Annotated in this window: 16 protein-coding genes; all 16 read right to left on the reverse strand. The window is 39.5% G+C overall.

Going from position 1 to position 19,577, the window contains the following annotated elements:
• Positions 1-13 precede the first annotated feature (13 nt).
• The gene (gene mutS / locus NIZ91_15220; protein USY54089.1) at positions 14-2,656 is read right to left on the reverse strand and encodes a DNA mismatch repair protein MutS; all 2,643 of its coding nucleotides are present in this window, start codon (positions 2,654-2,656) and stop codon (positions 14-16) included.
• A gap of 136 nt (positions 2,657-2,792) precedes the next feature.
• Positions 2,793-3,338 (reverse strand): outer spore coat protein CotE, encoded by a 546-nt coding sequence (locus NIZ91_15225; GenBank protein USY54090.1) that lies wholly within the window; start codon positions 3,336-3,338, stop codon positions 2,793-2,795.
• A 200-nt stretch (positions 3,339-3,538) separates the two neighbouring features.
• Entirely contained in the window at positions 3,539-3,970 is a 432-nt protein-coding gene (locus tag NIZ91_15230; GenBank protein ID USY54091.1) for a RicAFT regulatory complex protein RicA family protein, read from the reverse strand.
• A gap of 1 nt (position 3,971) precedes the next feature.
• Complete coding sequence (miaB, locus tag NIZ91_15235; protein ID USY54092.1) at positions 3,972-5,501, reverse strand: tRNA (N6-isopentenyl adenosine(37)-C2)-methylthiotransferase MiaB; 1,530 nt, start codon at positions 5,499-5,501, stop codon at positions 3,972-3,974.
• A 230-nt stretch (positions 5,502-5,731) separates the two neighbouring features.
• Positions 5,732-6,910, reverse strand: a complete 1,179-nt coding sequence (locus tag NIZ91_15240; GenBank protein USY54093.1) for a glycine C-acetyltransferase — start codon at positions 6,908-6,910, stop codon at positions 5,732-5,734.
• Between the two features lie 19 nt (positions 6,911-6,929).
• A complete protein-coding gene (tdh, locus tag NIZ91_15245; protein USY54094.1) occupies positions 6,930-7,973 on the reverse strand; it encodes an L-threonine 3-dehydrogenase in 1,044 nt (347 codons plus the stop codon).
• A gap of 182 nt (positions 7,974-8,155) precedes the next feature.
• Positions 8,156-9,306 (reverse strand): IS3 family transposase gene (locus NIZ91_15250; GenBank protein ID USY54095.1). Its coding sequence is split into 2 segments (ribosomal slippage): positions 8,156-9,033 and positions 9,033-9,306, totalling 1,152 coding nucleotides; the frame shifts between segments, so codons are not numbered across the junction.
• Between the two features lie 117 nt (positions 9,307-9,423).
• Entirely contained in the window at positions 9,424-10,290 is an 867-nt protein-coding gene (locus tag NIZ91_15255; GenBank protein ID USY54096.1) for a 2-oxoacid:ferredoxin oxidoreductase subunit beta, read from the reverse strand.
• Positions 10,277-12,034, reverse strand: a complete 1,758-nt coding sequence (locus NIZ91_15260) for a 2-oxoacid:acceptor oxidoreductase subunit alpha (GenBank protein USY54097.1) — start codon at positions 12,032-12,034, stop codon at positions 10,277-10,279. The genes NIZ91_15255 and NIZ91_15260 overlap by 14 nt, the downstream gene beginning before the upstream one ends.
• Before the next feature lie 179 nt (positions 12,035-12,213).
• The gene (locus tag NIZ91_15265) at positions 12,214-13,128 is read right to left on the reverse strand and encodes a dipeptidase (GenBank protein USY54098.1); all 915 of its coding nucleotides are present in this window, start codon (positions 13,126-13,128) and stop codon (positions 12,214-12,216) included.
• A gap of 78 nt (positions 13,129-13,206) precedes the next feature.
• Positions 13,207-13,467 (reverse strand): stage V sporulation protein SpoVS, encoded by a 261-nt coding sequence (gene spoVS / locus NIZ91_15270; protein ID USY54099.1) that lies wholly within the window; start codon positions 13,465-13,467, stop codon positions 13,207-13,209.
• A gap of 235 nt (positions 13,468-13,702) precedes the next feature.
• Positions 13,703-14,500 (reverse strand): TIGR00282 family metallophosphoesterase, encoded by a 798-nt coding sequence (locus NIZ91_15275; protein ID USY54100.1) that lies wholly within the window; start codon positions 14,498-14,500, stop codon positions 13,703-13,705.
• A gap of 59 nt (positions 14,501-14,559) precedes the next feature.
• Positions 14,560-16,122: a ribonuclease Y gene (rny, locus tag NIZ91_15280; GenBank protein ID USY54101.1), complete on the reverse strand. Its 1,563-nt coding sequence runs from the start codon at positions 16,120-16,122 to the stop codon at positions 14,560-14,562.
• Between the two features lie 278 nt (positions 16,123-16,400).
• On the reverse strand, positions 16,401-17,438 hold the full coding sequence (gene recA / locus NIZ91_15285; protein USY54102.1) for a recombinase RecA: 1,038 nt from the start codon (positions 17,436-17,438) through the stop codon (positions 16,401-16,403).
• A gap of 251 nt (positions 17,439-17,689) precedes the next feature.
• Positions 17,690-18,928, reverse strand: a complete 1,239-nt coding sequence (locus tag NIZ91_15290) for a competence/damage-inducible protein A (protein USY54103.1) — start codon at positions 18,926-18,928, stop codon at positions 17,690-17,692.
• Between the two features lie 13 nt (positions 18,929-18,941).
• Positions 18,942-19,526, reverse strand: coding sequence for a CDP-diacylglycerol--glycerol-3-phosphate 3-phosphatidyltransferase (gene pgsA / locus NIZ91_15295; GenBank protein ID USY54104.1), 585 nt, complete (start codon positions 19,524-19,526; stop codon positions 18,942-18,944).
• Positions 19,527-19,577 lie beyond the last annotated feature (51 nt).

The raw sequence follows: 19,577 nt of genomic DNA on the forward strand, positions 1-19,577 counted from the left end.
ACTCCTCTCAAGTCTATTTCTTCTTCAGTAATTTTTGTAGCTTATACATGGCGTTCATTGCATCAAGCGGCGTCATTTCCAGAATATCAAGCTGCTTTAACTCTGCTAGAATTTGCTTTTCACGCTTGGATAAACTAGCTTCTTTTACCTGCTGGTCTTTTTCTTCTCCGAAAAATGAAAGCTGACTTTGTTCGGTATCTGATTTAAGTTCAGCTTTTGGCTGCTCAATTGGCTGAGGTTCAGCTACTGTATCAGCAGTCGGATTCACTTTTGGCTCTTCGCTCGCGTTCTCAAAATCTGCTAAAATGACACGCGCACGCTGTAATAAAGGCTCCGGAAGTTCCGCTAGCTCAGCAACATGAATACCATAACTCTTATCTGCTGGTCCTTCTTTAATTTTGTGTAAGAAGACTACTTTATTGTTCTTTTCAATAGCGCTAACATGCACATTACGTAGTGCTGAAAGCTGTTGGTCTAGCACTGTTAGCTCATGATAGTGCGTAGAAAATAATGTTTTACATCCGATATGCTCGTGCACATATTCGATAATTGCTTGAGCTAACGCCATTCCATCATATGTTGACGTACCTCGTCCAATTTCATCTAGTAAAATTAAGCTTGATTGCGTCGCATTAGTCACTGCATTTTTCGTTTCAAGCATTTCAACCATGAACGTACTTTGCCCTGAAATTAAATCATCAGCCGCTCCGATTCGCGTAAACACTTGATCAAAGATTGGCAACTCTGCTTCTTCCGCAGGAACAAAACAGCCGATTTGTCCTAAAATAGCGGTTAATGCTACTTGGCGCATATACGTACTCTTACCCGACATATTTGGTCCTGTAATGAGTAAGATTGAACTGTCATCTTTCATTTGACAGTCATTTGGTACATACTCTTGTGCGTTCATTACTTTTTCAACAACTGGATGGCGTCCATTTTTAATATGAATATCTCCATTAATAGAAAACGCAGGCTTTGTATAATGACGCTCTTCGCTCACCTTTGCAAAGCACTGCAGCACATCAAGCTCACTTACTTTTTTAGCTAGCGCTTGAAGGCGAGGAATATACACTTTGACCTCTTCACGAATTTGTCCAAACAGCTCGTACTCAAGCTCAACGATTTTTTCTTCCGCTTCTAAAATAAGCGCTTCTTTTTCTTTAAGCTCAGGTGTAATAAAGCGTTCAGCGTTCGTTAAAGTTTGCTTACGCTCATACATGCCTTCAGGTAATAGATGCAAATTGGCACGCGTTACTTCAATATAGTAGCCAAATACGCGGTTATAGCCAATTTTCAACGAACGAATCCCCGTCTTTTCACGCTCTTTTTGCTCTAAAGACGCAATCCACGTCTTCCCGTTTCGACTAGCATCTCGGTATTGATCAAGTTGATCGTGATAACCGTCTGCGATAATATCTCCTTCTTTAATAGATAAAGGAGGATGTTCTTTTAACCCTCTCTCCAACAGCGCAGTTAATCTTTCACATGGATCAATATCTTCCACAAGTTTAGAAGCATACGAATTGTTTAATCGATAAACCACTTCTTGAATTTCAGGAACCTTTTGCAGTGATTTGCGCAGCTGTACTAAGTCACGCGCATTAACATTGCCAAATGCAACGCGCCCAGCTAAACGCTCTAGGTCGTACACTTCTTTTAATAAATCTCGCAGTTCTTCACGTTCAAAAAATTGCTTCATAAGAACATCAACCATATTTAAGCGTTCATCAATTTTCTCTTTGCTTAAAAGAGGGCGATCAATCCAGTTTTTTAAGAGGCGTCCGCCCATTGCCGTCACTGTTTGATCAAGGAGCCATAAAAGAGAACCCTTTTTTCCTTTTGAACGAATTGTTTCCGTCAACTCTAAGTTTCGCTTAGAGAACAAATCAATTTTCATATATTCATTGATTTGATAAAGCTGTACAGGCTGTAAATGCTCAAGAGAGCGCTTTTGGGTACGTACTAGATACTGCAGAATGCGAGCAAACGTGTCCACTAATTTTTGCTGTTGAAGTGATTCAGTTAAATGTAAAAACGATTCTTCAACCTTTGTACTTTCTTCAAACGAAATGGTCATCGTCATTCTTTCTTTTAGCGTTTGCAGCAATTCAGCAGAAAAATTGCTTGAAACAACAATTTCCTTTGCTTCTTTTGCATAGATTTCAGAAACAACGTCATGGAATGAAGAAATGAGAGTCACGCTATTTTCTCCTGTTGATAAATCTGATAATGCTAATCCAAACGTGTCATCTGGGAAATGCGTGACCGAGCAAATGTAATTATTCTCTTTTTCTTGCAGCCCTTTTTCATTCATCAGAGTTCCTGGTGAAATCACTTGAATAACTTCACGCTTGACGACTCCTTTGGCTTTCTTAGGATCTTCCACTTGCTCACAAATTGCCACTTTATAGCCTTTTTCAATTAGTCTTTCAATATATGTAGGCGCTGAGTGGTATGGTACACCGCACATTGGGATGCGATCATCGCCCCCTCCGTCTCGGCTTGTTAACGTAATTTCTAACTCTTGAGATGCTGTCGTTGCATCTTCGAAAAACATTTCGTAAAAATCACCTAATCTAAAAAATAAAAAGGCATCTTGATAGTCTGCCTTGATTTTTAAATATTGCTGTATCATTGGCGTATATGTTGCCATACTATTCCTCCAAAAACTTCTGTTAATCATTTTTTCTACACGTATTATAACATAGGTTTGCGAAAAACTTCATGATTGTAAAACTTGCTAATCACTTTTGGTGCACATAAAAAAACTAGGAAGAAATTCTTCCTAGTTACTCATCGTCACCTAAAATGAAATCTGGATTGAGGTCTTCAAATTCATCATCATCAACATCTAAATCAAGCTCATCACCATCATCGCATCCTTTTGGATTAACGGCTACGCATACTTTTGTCTCTCCGATTACCTCAGCTAAAAGCTCTCTCTCTACTTGGACAATCGTTTTATTGCCGTTTGGTGAAATCGTGCATTCAAGGCAATTTGGTTGCTGTAGCACTCGTACGATAATTTCACAATCATCTCCAAAAGCATCGTCATCTTTCTGGCGGAGCTTAATCACATCACGATAGTGAACCGTTTCTGTAAACACTTCTGTTTTTGTATTATCTTTGTAAGAATACCAGACGTTAATATCATATTTGCCGTCCACTTCAACTGTATTTCCGCGCTTTTTAGCATCATACTGATGGTTAATTACCCAGCAACCTAAAATGCTCGTCGGTCGGTTCGGTGGTGTAAGCGTGTGTGATGACTGCGTAAACTTACGCCCTTTACCTACGACTGCTTTTGTAATAATTTCTCTATAGTGTTGTGACATGTGAGCATACCCTCCTCAAACTATCTTCATTTCATCCTATGCAGGTTCTATCGCTTGTTTGCACATTATTTTGTAAAACTAGGTTAAAGACATAAAAAACCTATGTTTCATTGTATGCAACACCTTAGAGAAATGTGACAATTATTCCAGAGAAAATTGTACAACATAAAAAACCCCCAGCTTCCGCTAGGAGTTTTTTATTAATGGCAGCTTGCCCCCGGAGTGTTACGGACTTTTGAGCCTGTTTCACCACGAAGTAAGTCACCATCTGTTGCCACAATGATTTCATCAGTGACTGTATTTGAGATTGTACTCGCGACAAGCTGAAGCAAATCATTAACATTAACCTGAGAATCTTGAAACTGCTGAATAATTGGCAGCTCATCTAGCTCAGCTTGAATTCGATCGATTTTTTCTTCCACTTGCTTTAACGCTTCGGTTTTTCCATAGTGCTGAAAGTTCACCGCTTGTTTTTGCAAACTTTTAATGCTCGCAATTTTTTCGCGAACCTTTTGGTTTTCGTTCAGCTGAGCTTCTGCACGCTTGAAGAATTCGACTTCTTCCGTTTCAGAAATCATTTTTGCAAGCTCTTTCGCTCTAGCAATCACATCACTTTTTGTATACTGAGACATTTTACTTCACCTCTGCTGCTTCTTCTACCATCTCTCCATCTAAAGACCATGTCTTAGCTTTTGTAATTTTCACTTTTACAACTTGACCGATTACTGATTGTGGTGCTACAAAGTTTACAAGCTTATTCTTTTCAGTATAGCCCGCTAAAACATCTGGGTTGTTCTTACTTTCACCCTCCACTAATACTTCGACAACACGACCTTCGTATTCCTGCATTTTCTTCGCAGAAATTTCGTTTACAAGCGCATTTAAACGCTGAAGACGCTCTTTTTTCACTTCCATTGGCACGTTGTCTTTCATTTTAGCAGCTGGCGTACCTTCGCGAGGAGAATAGATGAACGTATAAGCACTATCAAATTCAACTTCACGGTATAATGATAACGTTTCTTCAAACTGTTCATCCGTTTCATTAGGGAAGCCAACAATAATATCTGTCGTAAGAGACGCTGTTGGAATTGCTTCTTTGATTTTGCGAACAAGCTCTAGGTAGTGTTCACGTGAGTACTTACGTGCCATGATTTTCAGAATATCTGAGCTACCTGACTGAACTGGTAGATGGATGTGATCAACTAGGTTTCCACCTTTTGCTAACACTTCGATTAAACGATCGTCGAAGTCACGTGGATGACTTGTTGTAAAGCGAATACGCAGAACGTCAATTTTACGAATCTCATCCATTAAGTCACCTAGACCGTATTCCATATCTTCAAAGTCTTTTCCGTATGCATTTACGTTTTGACCAAGCAGCGTAATTTCTTTATAACCTTGAGCGGCTAAGTGGCGCACTTCTTGAATGATTTCTTCCGGACGACGGCTTCGCTCTTTACCACGCGTGTAAGGAACGATACAGTACGTGCAGAATTTATCACAGCCGTACATGATATTAACCCATGCTTTGATGCTGCCTTTTCTTGCACGAGGAAGGTTTTCAATAACGTCTCCTTCTTTCGACCATACTTCAATCACCATTTCTTTTGCCATGTATGCTTCATTTAAAATATGAGGTAAACGATGAATGTTATGTGTTCCGAAAATCATATCAACATGCTGATGCTTTTGTAAGATTTTATTAACAACGGATTCTTCTTGTGACATACAGCCACATACTCCGATTAGTAAGTCTGGACGCTCACGCTTTAAAGCCTTTAAATGGCCTAACTCACCAAAAACTTTGTTCTCAGCGTTTTCGCGAATGGCACATGTATTTAATAAAATAACATGGGCATCTTGAACGGAGTCAGTTGGCTCATAGCCTAGGCTTAAGAAAATCCCTGCCATTACTTCCGTATCATGCTCGTTCATTTGACAGCCGTATGTACGAATATAAAACTTACGGCCTTGTCCCATACCTTTGAAACGCTCTTCAATAGAAAAGTCGTTATGATAAGCAACCTCTTCTTTACCACGCTTTTTTGCATCCTTTAAAGAAGGTGGCATATATACTGTTTGGAAATATTTACTGTAATCCTTCTCGGATTTTTTGTCCGCTGGAGTTACTTGTCCACTTTCTAAACGTTGTTTTTCGTTCATGTAAAAGCTCCTTTCAACGTGCACATTTACTAATTTTTTCATTTTTATGTGTTTCTTGATAAACTCGTAAAAAAAATGCCATTCATGTTTTTATTTTTTGTCTTTATTCATACAAAAAAATGAAACAGAATCACATTATATTAGTATATAACTTTCATCTATTGAACACAATAACATACCCTTCACCTGTAAAAAAGAAAATACTGCGGGGTGCAGTATTTTCTTGACGTTTATACTAAAATCTTTAACTCTTTTCCTACTTTTTCAAAAGCAGTAAGAGCAGCTGTTAATTCATCCTTTGTATGCTGAGCCGTTACGATTGTTCTAATCCTAGCTTTTCCTTTAGCAACCGTTGGAAACGCAATCCCTTGAGCAAAGACACCTGCTTCTGCTAGCTTTTCTGAAAACTTATGCGTTAATGCTTCATCACCAATAATAACGGGTGTAACAGGCGTTTCGCTGTGCCCGATATCAAAACCTAGCTCAGACAACCCTTTTTTAAAGAAGGCTGTGTTTTCCCATAGTGTCTCAATGAGCTCCGGCTCTTCAAGCAAGACATCAATAGCCGCACTGCATGCAGCCGTCACTGCCGGTGGATGAGAAGTACTAAATAAAAACGGTCGGCCTTTGTGAATTAGATAATCAATTAACGTCTGAGAGCTCGCAATATAACCACCAAGAACACCAACTGCTTTACTGAGCGTCCCTACTTGAATATGAACGCGTCCATCCAAACCGAAATGATTGACTGTACCTCGACCATTCTCACCAAGCACTCCGGAGGCATGAGCATCGTCTACCATCACAAGAGCATCATATTGTTCAGCTAACTCAACAATTTTGGGAAGCGGTGCAATGTTACCATCCATTGAGAATACACCATCCGTTACGATAATCCGTTTACGATAGTCTTTTGATTCTTTAAGCGCTCTCTCCAAATCTTCCGTATTCACATGCTTATATACTTTACGAGCAGCTTTTGTTAATCGAATCCCATCAATAATGGATGCATGATTTAGTTCATCAGAAATCACCACATCTTCATTTGTTAAAATGGATGAAAGCACGCCTTGATTCGTCGTGAAACCAGATTGAAACACAAGCGCTGCCTCCGTATGCTTAAATTTCGCTAATTTTTTCTCCAGTGCCTCGTGCATAGAAAATGTTCCTGCAATGGTTCTCACAGATCCCGTACCGGCACCATATTTCTGAACTGCTTCAATAGCTGCGCTCTTCATTTTAGGATGAGATGTTAATCCTAAATAATTGTTTGACGATAGCTGAATAAGCTTCTGCCCATTAATCTGCACCTTTGATCCTTGTTCAGACTCAATTGGTATCAAGTTGCGAAAAGTACCTGCTTTTTTCATTTCCTGTAGCTCTTGATCTAAGAATTCAAACCCTCTCATTTGACCCTTCCCCTTTCAACTATTCTAAAATGAATACAACTTTCCCGCATTTTCCTTCCATCATGAGCTCAAAGCCTTTTTCATAATCTTCTAGTGGCAAACGATGCGTAATTAGTTCGTTCATATTCAACTGATTTCCTGCCAATAAATTAGAAACTGTATACCAAGTTGAAAACATTTTACGCCCTGTAATGCCTTGAACTGTTACCCCTTTAAATACAATATCATTCGTCACATCAATGGAAACAGGTGCCGTTGGTAAACTTAAAATAGATACTCTTCCCCCATTTGCAACTATCTTAAATCCTTGATTCATTGCTGTGGACTGGCCTGACATTTCACAGACAACATCTATACCATTACCACTTGTCAACTTATTGACAACCTCTATCGGATCTTGTTCAAGAGGATTAAGGGCAACATGAGCTCCAAGGTCCTTAGCCAAGCTCAAGCGATACTCATTCACATCCATCGCTACCACAAGAGATGCTCCAGAAGCTTTTGCAACGGCTACGGCCATTAAACCAATAGGCCCACATCCTATTACTAAGACAGATTTACCTGCAATACTATCATTTAAAACTGTATGAACTGCATTTCCAAGCGGTTCCTGCAAAGATGCAACGTCATGAGATAAGTGACTAGGGTTTTTCCAAATATTTTGAGCTGGTACAGCTACATACTCAGCAAAGCAGCCCATTCGGTCAACACCAATAATTTTTGTTTTTTGACAAATATGAGCGTTACCTAACAAGCACTGCATGCACCGTCCACATACAATATGCGTTTCAGCCGAAACAGAGTCCCCAATCTGTACGCCCGCTACATTTTGACCAACTTGAACAACTTCTCCCGAAAATTCATGACCGAACACATAAGGAGGGTTGACGCGTGAAGATGCCCATTTATCCCATTTATAAATATGAACGTCTGTACCGCAAATTGAAGTTGCTTTCACTTTAATTAATACTTCGTCTTCTGCAATTGATGGAATATTAACTTCAGTTAAAGCAGCTCCAAATCCCCTCTTATCCTTTATCAACGCTTTCATTTTTCCACCCATGGTGCACATCCCCTTTTTATAAAAACGCTTTCATCACAAATATATTAACACCTTTTTAAATTTAGGTAAATAAGCGAGTCCTCTCCACATATACATATGTCACCACGAGAGAAAAAATATCAAAAAAAACCTTCTTGACTCGGGACTGACCCCTGTTTTTGAGACAGGAATCAAAACACCTTTTAAACAACCAGTTTTCTGTATTGTACAGGAGACTGGTTGTTTAATTTTGTTTGAATACGGGCATGGTTATAATACGTAATATAGCTTTTGACGGTTTGCTCTACGATGGTAGTCGTAGTGTATGTCAACTCGTCAAGGTAGAACGTTTCAGACTTTAGTGAGGAATGAAACGATTCAATTGAGGCATTATCTGCGGGCGTCCCTTTTCGGGACATACTCATGATAATGCCTTTCTCTTTAATTGTTTGTTGATAAGCATACGATGTGTACACAGAGCCTTGATCACTATGCAACGTGCACCCTTCCGGTAGAGAAGGGAGTTGGTTAAGCGTGTCTAAAACAAACGCGACATTTTGACAATCACCTATGGAATACGCAATAATCTCTCCGTTAAATAAATCTTGAATACTTGAAAGATACAATGGTTTCGGCCCAAAAGGCAAGTACGTAATATCGGTCACGAGCTTTTGGAGAGGGCGTTCAGCTTGAAAGTCACGATTTAATACATTCTCTGCAACCTGATAAGGTTGCCCTGTTCGCTGCCGTTTCTTTCGTTTAACACGACATTGCCAACCGTATTTCTGCATGGTACGCTGCACAAACTTGTGGTTAATCTTCATGGTTCGCTTGAGTACAGCTGTGATTTTTCGATAGCCATATCGAAACTTGTGTGCACGACATTGTTCACCCACTTGCTGTTCCATCCATTTCTTTCGTGTATCCTGTTGACTATGCTGCTTCCAACGGTAGTAAGTGGATCGGGGAATACCAAGATGGAAACAGATTTGATAAATAGGGATTTGTTCTTTTAACTCTTCCACTAGGTTCACTGCGATTTCTGGTACCACTTCCTTTCCAATTCCTTGTACTTTTTTAAAATCTCGATTTGTTGCTTTAACTGTCGGTTCTCAGCCTCTAACTTCGCTGTCTCGCTTTCAAAATCAGGACCTTTTCCATAGGCATATTGCTTGCCTACTGGCTGTTCCAACCGGTGTACATTCCCAGTTTGATACCACTTCATCCACGTTTTTAATTGGGTAGGATTTCGAATGTTTAGTTGTGATAAGACTTCTTTTACAGGTACACCGGCTAATCTCATTTCAATTGCCTTTAACTTTAGTTCGACTGGATAACTGACTCTTGTTCCCATAGAAAAAACACCTCCAAGTGATGGTTAGGTACTACATACCCAGTTTTCAACTTAAAGGTGTTTTTTATTTGTCTCACTTTACGGGGTCAGTCCCACTCATCAAGAAGGTTTTTTCATTTACATAAATTCAGCTACAAGTTCTTTAAATTTCTCTTCCGACATCATTAAATCAGAATCAGCAAGTGGCTGGTCGCTATAACCATGCACAAGCTGCTGATAAGAAGGTTGGTTAGCATTTTGATAAATTAACCCTGTTACTAATCCATTGTGTTCCATTAATGTTTGCATCGCTTGCATACGATTTGATGGATCGTAGTTTTCAATTGTTTTAAGGCTTGTTAAATTCTCTTTAAACCAATCGTACGTATTCACTTTGTTATATGTTACACATGGGCTGAATACGTTAATTAAAGAAAACCCTTTATGCTGAATACCTTGTTCAATTAAACTTGTAAGCTCTTTTAAATCAGTTGAAAAACTCTGTGCCACAAAAGTTGCACCAGATGTTAAAGCAAGTTCCATAACAGACAAAGATGATTCAATCGAACCTTCCGGCGTGCTCTTTGTCTTAAAGCCTACATCGCTACGAGGAGATGTTTGCCCTTTTGTTAAGCCATAAATTTGGTTATCCATTACGATATATGTCACATCAATATTACGGCGAATTGCATGAACAGTATGCCCCATACCAATGGCAAATCCATCGCCATCTCCACCAGAAGCAATAACCGTTAAATCACGATTAGCCATTTTCACACCTTGCGCAATTGGTAGCGCACGTCCATGAATACCATGAAATCCGTATGAGTTAATGTAACCAGAAATACGCCCAGAGCATCCAATACCAGAAATAACTGCTAGTTCATGTGGTTCTAGTCCTACGTTGGCCGATGCACGTTGAATTGCTGCTTGAACCGAGAAATCTCCACACCCTGGACACCAGTTAGGTTTTACACTATTACGAAAATCTTTAAACGTTGCCATTAATCAAGCACATCTCCTTACTTTTTGCGTAGACTTCTTGCGGTAGAAATGGATTTCCATCATACTTTAAGATACTCTGCACTTTATGGTGATTACCGACATTCATCTTTAAAATATTGGCTAATTGGCCCGTAGCGTTATTTTCCACTACAACGACCTTCTTCGCTCCATTTACATAAGGAAGAATTTCATCAGCAGGGAACGGATGAATCAAGCGAATATGCGCATGGTTGACGCGAAGTCCGTCTGCTTCTAAACGCTCCATCGCTTCTTCAATTGCCCCTCTTGTTGAATTAAAGCCAACGAATAAGACATCTGAATCAACTTCATCTGAATGTAGATGAATTGGTGTTTTAAACTGAATGTTGTCTAGCTTTCTCATACGCTTATCCATTTGGTTATTACGGTTAATTGGTGACTCAGAAGGCTTTCCTGTTTCATCATGTTCAACTCCTGTGACGTGATGAATACCATTTTTCATACCAGGAATAACGCGAGGAGAAACGCCATCTTTTGTCACTTCGTAACGCTTATAGTATTCTTTCGCTTCCAGCTCAGGAAGCTCATCTTTTTGAAGCTTTCCTCGGCGAATTTGAATGCGACTATAGTCTAGAGGATTCACAGATTGTTTTCCAAGTGAAAGTTGTAAATCCGTCAGCATAATAACAGGACACTGGTATTCTTCAGCTAGGTTAAATGCTTCGATTGTATCATAGAAGGCTTCTTCAACCGTACTTGGCGCCATCACGATTTTCGGAATTTCACCATGAGTGCCGTAGATCATTGCCATTAAGTCGGATTGTTCTTGTTTTGTCGGCAATCCTGTACTTGGGCCTCCACGCTGTGTATCAATGATAACGATTGGCTGCTCTGTAATCCCTGCAAGACCAATTGACTCCATCATAAGAGATAGCCCAGGACCCGCTGATGCTGTTAAGGCACGAACGCCGGCATAGTTTGCACCAATTGCCATTGTACACGCTGCAATTTCATCCTCAGTTTGAATAACCGTACCGCCAAACTGCGGAAGCTTTTTAATTAAATACTCCATAATTTCTGATGCAGGCGTAATTGGATATGCAGGCATAAAGCGCGCTCCACCTGCTACAGCACCTAAAGCTATAGCGTCATTTCCAATCATAAACATACGCTTTTGTCCATCTGCTGGTTCAAGTCTCATCGTTTCTAAATTCTCACCAAGCTGCTCACGAATATATTCTGCGCCTCGTTTAATAGCTTCCATATTCTTTTGAACAACTTGTTGTCCTTTGCGACCAAAAATCTCTAATACTACTTCTTCGAATACATTTGTATCAATATGTAAAACAGCGCTTGACGCTCCTACTGCTACCATGTTCTTCATTAAAGACGTTCCAAGTTCAGTTGCAATTTCGGTAAACGGTACGGAATACAACGTTGCTGTTGTACAGTTTTCAGGAAGTGCTGGTTTAAACTTCGCATCTCCAATGACAATGCCACCTTGACGAAGCTCATGTACGTTCACATCGATTGTTTCCTGATCAAACGCTACTAAAATATCTAAATCATCTGATACAGAACGCACTTGCGTTGTACTTACACGAATTTTATTGTTTGTATGTCCACCTTTAATACGTGAAGAAAAATGACGATAGCCGTATAAATAGTATCCCAATCGATTTAAGGCAGTTGAGAAAATTTCACCTGTACTTTCGATTCCTTCACCCTGCTGACCGCCAACTTTCCATGAAAGCTGCTTTACCATCTAAGCCACTCCTTTTATTCTGTCAAGATTGCTCTTCTTTCTAATGAAATCATTCTAAAAGTGAGCAATAAAATACTAAGTTTCTTAATCCGTCTACAATTCTATTCCCACATGCGCTAAAATGCAACCCTTTCCACATAATTCACAGATTTATATTTTTACCGTATTTACTAGGTTCATTATGGTAATCGTTGCACAAAATTTGAAAATAAAAATCGATGCACTTGGTCCGCTGAATAATGCTTATGTAGTTGGTTAATTAGATTGTGATAATCTTTAAATTTACTTAGTCCTACTACTGTTTGATCAATACCATCAAAGTCTGAGCCAAATCCAACTGAATACTCTCCTCCTCTGCTACATATATAATCCAGATGTCTTAATACATCATCCACGGTCGCTTCATTTTTATCCGTTAAAAACTGCGGGACAAAGGTAATGCCAATAACACTCTTTTTTTTCAGTAAGGCATCAATTTGATCATCGCGTAAATTCCTCGGGTTCGAACACAGTGAATACGCGTTTGAATGAGTTGCGACAACGAAATCCGATTCTTCTAATACATCCCAAAAGCCTTGCACTGATAAGTGAGAAACATCGGTCCAGACTTTATGACGATTATTTTCCTTTACAATCTCTTTGCCAAAGCTAGACAAACCGGCACCACGTGGTTCTAGAATACCATCGCATGCCGCATTCGCATAGTTCCATGTCAGACCTACTGACCTAACCCCTAAAGCAAATAGCGTTTGTAAACGAACGAGATGAACTCCAATAGCATCACACCCTTCTAAACTAAGCATTGCGCCTATTTCTTTCTTCCCTAAACGTACAATATCCTCCTGTGATCGAATCCACTTAACGTTCGGAGAGCTAATAATATGCTTTTTAAAGAGCTGCACCATTTCAAGAGCCACGTCAAACTGCTGCTCTGCTGGAACAGCTTCTGGAATAAAGATAGCAAATATTTGTACTTTACCACCTGCTTGCTTCATTCCATCAATCGTTGTATGGAGGTTCGGGCTATTTTCCACAGATAAATGTTGATTCCACCATAACTTGGCTAACACGTCACAATGCGCATCGAAAATCATTTCCTCTACTCCTTTCAATCTATTATCTACAAAAAAGACCTGCTAGGTTATACCTAGCAGGTCCCGTCCATTTTATGATTAACGAGGTTCAACGATGAGTTTAATCGCTGTCCGTTCTTCCCCGTCAATTTGAATATCGGTAAAAGCAGGAATACAGATTAAGTCGACACCGCTTGGCGCTACAAAACCTCGAGCTATTGCGACTGCTTTTACTGCCTGATTTAGTGCACCAGCGCCAATCGCCTGAATTTCAGCTGCACCACGTTCGCGCAATACTCCGGCTAAAGCACCAGCAACTGAATTCGGGTTAGACTTCGCCGAAACCTTTAAAATTTCCATATCTAACTCCTCCTTATTCTTTACAATGTATGATGAGAGATCATTAGACCAATGACTTAATTGATTTCAATGATACTATATTCACGAAATAGTAAACGTATTCCTGCTTGTTTTCTCTAATTGTTTAAAAACTTGTCGTTTGTACATATTCGCTAATCTTTGTTCTTTTTCGCTCAGTAAAACGACAAAAAAAGCGGTACGCCTCCACAGAAACATACCACTTTTTTTATCTCATTTATTCAAAAAAAGGATGATCATCATTAATTAAAATCCGATCAATTTTTTTAGCTTGACCTGTTTTCTCATCAAGGTCAATAATAACTCCACTCAGCTGCGTTCGACCTTCCTTTGGAACTTCAAAGCGAACTGGAAGCGATGTTAAGAAACGCTTCATTACTGCTTCTCGCTCCATGCCTAATATACCATCATAAGGACCTGTCATTCCAACATCTGAAATATATGCAGTTCCTTGAGGTAAAATACGGTTATCAGCTGTTTGAACATGCGTGTGAGTTCCAACTACAGCACTTACGCGACCATCTACGTACCAGCCAATCGCCTGCTTCTCACTTGTGGTTTCGGCATGAAAATCAACAAAAATAATTGGCGTACGTTGCTTTGCTTGTTCAATTAACTCGTCAATCTTTTTAAACGGGCAGTCAAGGGGGGCCATAAACGTTCGACCTTGTAAGTTAATAACAGCTACTTCATATTGATTGTAGGTTACATATGTAATTCCTTTTCCAGGCGTTCCCTCTGGGAAATTGGCTGGACGCACTAAGTTCTTAGCATCATCAATGAAATCAAAGATTTCACGCTTATCCCATGCGTGATTACCAAGCGTGACTACATTTGCACCAGCTTGTAAAAATGCCCGATATATTTTTTCCGTAATTCCTTTTCCAGACGCAGCATTTTCACCATTTACAATTGTTAAGCCTGGCGCATATTTTCTCTTTAATCGTGGTAAATATTCTTCTACCATATCTCGGCCTGGAGAACCAACAACGTCTCCAATAAATAAAATTCTCATCTTTTAGCTCCTTATTTCTGACTCAAAAAAATAAAGTGGCAATCGCCACTTTATTTTACTTATTTCGCGTATTCAACAGCTCGTGTTTCTCGAATTACTGTTACTTTAATATGACCAGGATAGTCTAGTTCATCTTCTATGCGTTTGCGAATATCACGCGCTAAGCGATGCGCTTCTAAGTCACCAATCGTATCTGGTTTAACCATAATGCGGACTTCACGTCCTGCTTGAATAGCAAATGATTTTTCAACACCCTCATAAGACTCAGAAATTTCTTCAAGCTTTTCTAAGCGACGGATGTAGTTTTCTAACGTTTCACTTCTAGCACCCGGCCTTGCAGCTGATAACGCATCTGCTGCAGCAACTAGAACAGCAATAATTGATGTCGGTTCTGTGTCACCATGGTGTGAAGCAATTGCATTAATAACAACAGGATGCTCTTTATATTTCGTAGCTAGCTCGACGCCAATTTCAACGTGGCTTCCTTCTACCTCGTGGTCGATTGCTTTTCCAATATCGTGAAGCAAACCTGCACGCTTCGCAAGCGTAGCATCTTCACCAAGTTCAGAAGCCATCAATCCAGCTAAATGAGCAACTTCCATCGAATGTTTTAAGACGTTCTGACCATAGCTCGTTCTGAATTTCAAACGACCTAGTATCTTCATTAAATCTGGATGCAAGCCATGAACTCCAACTTCAAACGTCGTCTGTTCACCAACCTCACGAATATACTCATCTACTTCACGACGAGATTTCTCAACCATCTCTTCAATTCGAGCTGGGTGAATACGTCCATCCTGAACAAGTTTGTCCAAGGCGATACGTGCCGTTTCACGGCGAATAGGGTCAAAACCTGATAAAATAACTGCTTCTGGTGTATCATCAATAATAAGATCAATACCTGTTAATGTCTCTAATGTACGAATATTTCGACCTTCTCGACCAATGATTCGACCTTTCATCTCATCGTTTGGTAAGTTAACAACTGAAACCGTTGTTTCAGCTACGTGATCTGCTGCACAACGCTGAATCGCAAGCGAAAGAATTTCTTTAGCCTTTTTATCTGCTTCTTCTTTTGCACGATTTTCTGTTTCTTTCACCATCATCGCAACATCATGGGAAAGTTCATTTTCAACACGATCTAAAATAATCGCTCGTGCATCGTCTCTCGTTAAGCCTGAAATGCGTTCTAGTTCCGCTTGACCAGCCTTGACTAATTCTTCAACTTTGCTTTCCATCTCTTCAATATGCTGTTGTTTAACAGTAAGAGAATTATCTTTCTTTTCAAGTGCCGCTTCACGTTTATCAAGTGACTCGTCTTTACGATCAAGATTTTCCTCTTTTTGCATTAATCGATTTTCTTGTTTTTGAAGTTCTGCTCGACGATCACGAATATCTAGTTCTGCCTCTGTACGAAGCTGATGGATTTCATCTTTCGCTTCTAATAAAGCTTCCTTTTTCAAAGCTTCCGCTTCACGGGTTGCATCATCGATAATTTGTTCTGCATTTGACTTTGCTCCCGCAACCTTAGCTTCAGCAATCGATTTACAAACAAAAAAGCCAACAACTGCACCGACGATTAGGCCAAGCAAAGCGAAGATGATTGTAATTATATCCATCATTTCACCTCCCCTTGCTATAAACTTGTAAGTTTTTAATTTCATGTCGGCATGTATATCGTCTTCACCTTTCAATATACACACAAAGGCTTTTAAACGCTAAAATGTTTTAAAAAGGGAAAATATACATCTTAATTGTAAGTCTGTCCATTTTTATTGTCAAGCCTATGAAAATGCTATGTCACGAAAATTCATGCGCTTGCTATCACTATGATTAACATTTTTTTCAAAAAAAAGACCCTTTTTTAAAAAAGAGTCTTTTTTAAGCAAAAGAAATGCCATTAAATTTTCAATTCATCTTGACCATCGTCTTCAGGCATTTGCTCTGCCGCTTCATCTAATCCATGATATTCACGAACTTGACCAGCAATTTCTTGGCGAATATCAATATTCTCTTTTAGGAATTGTTTCGCATTCTCACGGCCTTGACCTAAACGTTCTTCGTTATAAGAATACCAAGCTCCACTTTTTTGTACGATATCTAAATCAGAAGCAATATCTAAAATTTCTCCTTCTTTCGAAATTCCTTCTCCGTACATAATATCCACTTCAGCTGCGCGGAATGGTGGTGCTACTTTGTTTTTGACAACTTTAATTCTTGTTTTATTTCCCACAATATCGTTACCTTGCTTCAACTGCTCAGCACGACGAACTTCAAGGCGCACTGAAGAGTAAAACTTAAGCGCACGTCCACCTGGCGTTGTTTCAGGGTTACCAAACATAACGCCAACTTTTTCACGAATTTGGTTAATGAAAACAGCAATTGTCTTCGATTTATTAATAGCACCTGACAGCTTACGAAGTGCTTGAGACATTAAACGAGCTTGTAAACCAACGTGAGAATCTCCCATTTCACCTTCAATTTCAGCCTTAGGCACAAGTGCTGCAACAGAGTCAATAACTAGAATGTCAACCGCTCCACTACGAACCAACGCTTCAGCAATTTCAAGAGCTTGTTCACCTGTATCAGGCTGTGATAAAAGAAGCTCATCAATATTAACACCCAGCTTTTGTGCATAAACCGGATCTAGCGCATGCTCAGCATCGATAAACGCTGCTTGTCCGCCCTGCTGTTGCACTTCTGCGATTGCATGAAGTGCAACTGTTGTTTTACCAGAACTTTCTGGACCATAAACTTCAATAATACGCCCTCGCGGATATCCACCTACACCAAGCGCAACATCTAACGCTAGAGAACCACTAGACACAGTTGAAATTTTACGTTCAGTTTGCTCTCCTAATTTCATAATTGAACCTTTACCGAATTGCTTTTCAATTTGTTTTAGAGCCATATCAAGGGCTGCTTGACGATCGTTCACTCGATTTCCTCCTCTATACTTGCTTGCTTTTTTTTATAATTTAAGATTACTACGTTGTAGTAGCAATGACGTTTTAATTAACTTTCTATACATAACTATACTCGCTTTCAAGTCATTTGACAAGCAAAAAGCGAATAAATGTTCGATTTTTTTATTTTGAAGGCTGGGACTATATTAAAAGAAAAAAGTGAATATTTGTGAAGGAAAAATCCCTCCTTATATACAAGGAGGGACTAAACCATTTCAATATATCACTGTTTCAGAAGTTGTAAAAGATAATAGCTTCCATAATTCACAGTACGTTTACGAATACCATCACGACTGCCCGTAAGCTTTAACGGATATACGCGTGTTTTCTCATCTTTAAAAGCTATACCAATATAAACTGTACCAACTTCCTTATCTTCTTGCTTAGACGGACCAGCGACGCCTGTAAAACTAATGCCAATATCAGAGCCTGTCAGTTTTTTCACACCAACGGCCATTTCTTCTGCGCACCTCTTGCTAACTGCTCCGTCTCGCTCTAGGGTTTCTTTTGCTACATGTAATACGTGGTGCTTTATCTCAGTTTGATAAGCAACGATGCTGCCTTTTACAACATCTCCAGATCCAGGAATGCTTGTCAGCGTCCCACTGAACAAGCCGCCAGTTAAGCTTTCAGCTGAAGCAACCGTCACTTGTTGTTCTTGAAGCGTAGCAATGAGCTCTGCTTGTAGAGACGTCAGGTCATATCCATAGAAAAACTCTCCTACACGATTCATAATCTGCTTTTCTACTTCATCAAGCATTCGATGGGCCTCGGCCACATCCTCATGCTTAGCCGTTAAGCGAAGCGTTACTTCTCCATCAGCAGCTAACGGTGCAATGGTTGGGTTTGTTTGTGCATCTAATAAATCTTCAATATCTGTTTCTAACTGAGACTCTCCAATTCCAAAGAAACGTAAAACACGAGACTCAATTTGCTCTTTTATATCTAGCTTTTCTGCTAAATATGCTTGTCCATACGACTCATACATAGGATAAAGTTCCTTTGGCGGACCAGGAAACAACATGTAGTCAATACCATTCACCGTAATACCCATTCCCGGTGCCATTCCATAATCGTTTGGCAGTATTGTTGCACCTTCAAGTACAATTGCTTGCTTCCTATTATTAGGCGTCATTGTTCGATTGGTTTTTTCGAAGTACGATTCAATACTTTCAAGCGCTTTGTGATCTGTTACAAGTGAGACACCTAGTTCTGAAGCAATTGTTTCTTTGGTAAGGTCGTCTTTTGTCGGACCAAGCCCGCCTGTAAATACAATCAAATCCGCACGCTTTTGAGCGGTCAAAATAGCTTCTTTTAATCGGCTTTCATTATCGCCAACTACCGTATGATAGTATACATTAATACCAAGCTCTGCAAATTTTTTAGATAGGTACTGCGCGTTTGTATTGGCAATTTGGCCTAGCAAAAGCTCTGAACCTACTCCAATAATTTCCGCGTTCATCAAATCATCCCCATTATTTTGAATTAACAAATGCTTGCTTGTTTTTTGCAAAGTAATCCCATCCAGAAATTACTGTAAATACAACAGAAATCCACAGGGCAATTGCTGCAAATGGAAATGACACAAATTCAAAAGGTAAGTTATAAAGTAAAATAGCTGAAATAGCAATAATTTGTGTCCACGTTTTAATTTTACCTAGCATATTTGCAGCAACGACTTCTCCTTCTCCAGCGAGAACTAAACGTAAGCCTGTTACTCCAAATTCACGGCTAATAATAATAATTGCAGCCCAACCTGCACCGGCAATCAAGTCCAAATCTACAATAGCAATCAGCGCTGCTGAAACCAATAGCTTATCTGCTAGCGGATCTAAAAATTTCCCAAGGTTTGTAACTAAATTATATTTACGAGCGTAGTATCCATCGATCCAGTCTGTTGTAGACGCAATAATAAATAACGCTGCCCCTAGTAGATGAGCAATTGGCACATCCATTCCAGCAGCGCTAACTTCGCCAAAAGGTAATGGTGCCATCATTAAAATTAAAAAAAGTGGGATTAAAAAAATTCGAGAGATTGTAATCTTATTTGGTAAATTCACTATTGTTTCCTCCAATTACATACAAAAACGGAAGTCGTGCAAACTGTTGTC

It is taken from the genome of Bacillus sp. 1780r2a1, from assembly GCA_024134725.1.
Lineage (GTDB): Bacteria > Bacillota > Bacilli > Bacillales > Bacillaceae_H > Priestia > Priestia aryabhattai_A.

Bases quoted from the DNA above. Each gene is read 5' to 3' on its own strand.
- mutS (USY54089.1), bottom strand. From the start codon at position 2,656: ATGGCAACATATACGCCAATGATACAGCAATATTTAAAAATCAAGGCA.
- NIZ91_15225 (USY54090.1), bottom strand. From the start codon at position 3,338: ATGTCACAACACTATAGAGAAATTATTACAAAAGCAGTCGTAGGTAAA.
- NIZ91_15230 (USY54091.1), bottom strand. From the start codon at position 3,970: ATGTCTCAGTATACAAAAAGTGATGTGATTGCTAGAGCGAAAGAGCTT.
- miaB (USY54092.1), bottom strand. From the start codon at position 5,501: ATGAACGAAAAACAACGTTTAGAAAGTGGACAAGTAACTCCAGCGGAC.
- NIZ91_15240 (USY54093.1), bottom strand. From the start codon at position 6,910: ATGAGAGGGTTTGAATTCTTAGATCAAGAGCTACAGGAAATGAAAAAA.
- tdh (USY54094.1), bottom strand. From the start codon at position 7,973: ATGGGTGGAAAAATGAAAGCGTTGATAAAGGATAAGAGGGGATTTGGA.
- NIZ91_15255 (USY54096.1), bottom strand. From the start codon at position 10,290: ATGGCAACGTTTAAAGATTTTCGTAATAGTGTAAAACCTAACTGGTGT.
- NIZ91_15260 (USY54097.1), bottom strand. From the start codon at position 12,034: ATGGTAAAGCAGCTTTCATGGAAAGTTGGCGGTCAGCAGGGTGAAGGA.
- NIZ91_15265 (USY54098.1), bottom strand. From the start codon at position 13,128: ATGATTTTCGATGCGCATTGTGACGTGTTAGCCAAGTTATGGTGGAAT.
- spoVS (USY54099.1), bottom strand. From the start codon at position 13,467: ATGGAAATTTTAAAGGTTTCGGCGAAGTCTAACCCGAATTCAGTTGCT.
- NIZ91_15275 (USY54100.1), bottom strand. From the start codon at position 14,500: ATGAGAATTTTATTTATTGGAGACGTTGTTGGTTCTCCAGGCCGAGAT.
- rny (USY54101.1), bottom strand. From the start codon at position 16,122: ATGATGGATATAATTACAATCATCTTCGCTTTGCTTGGCCTAATCGTC.
- NIZ91_15290 (USY54103.1), bottom strand. From the start codon at position 18,928: ATGAACGCGGAAATTATTGGAGTAGGTTCAGAGCTTTTGCTAGGCCAA.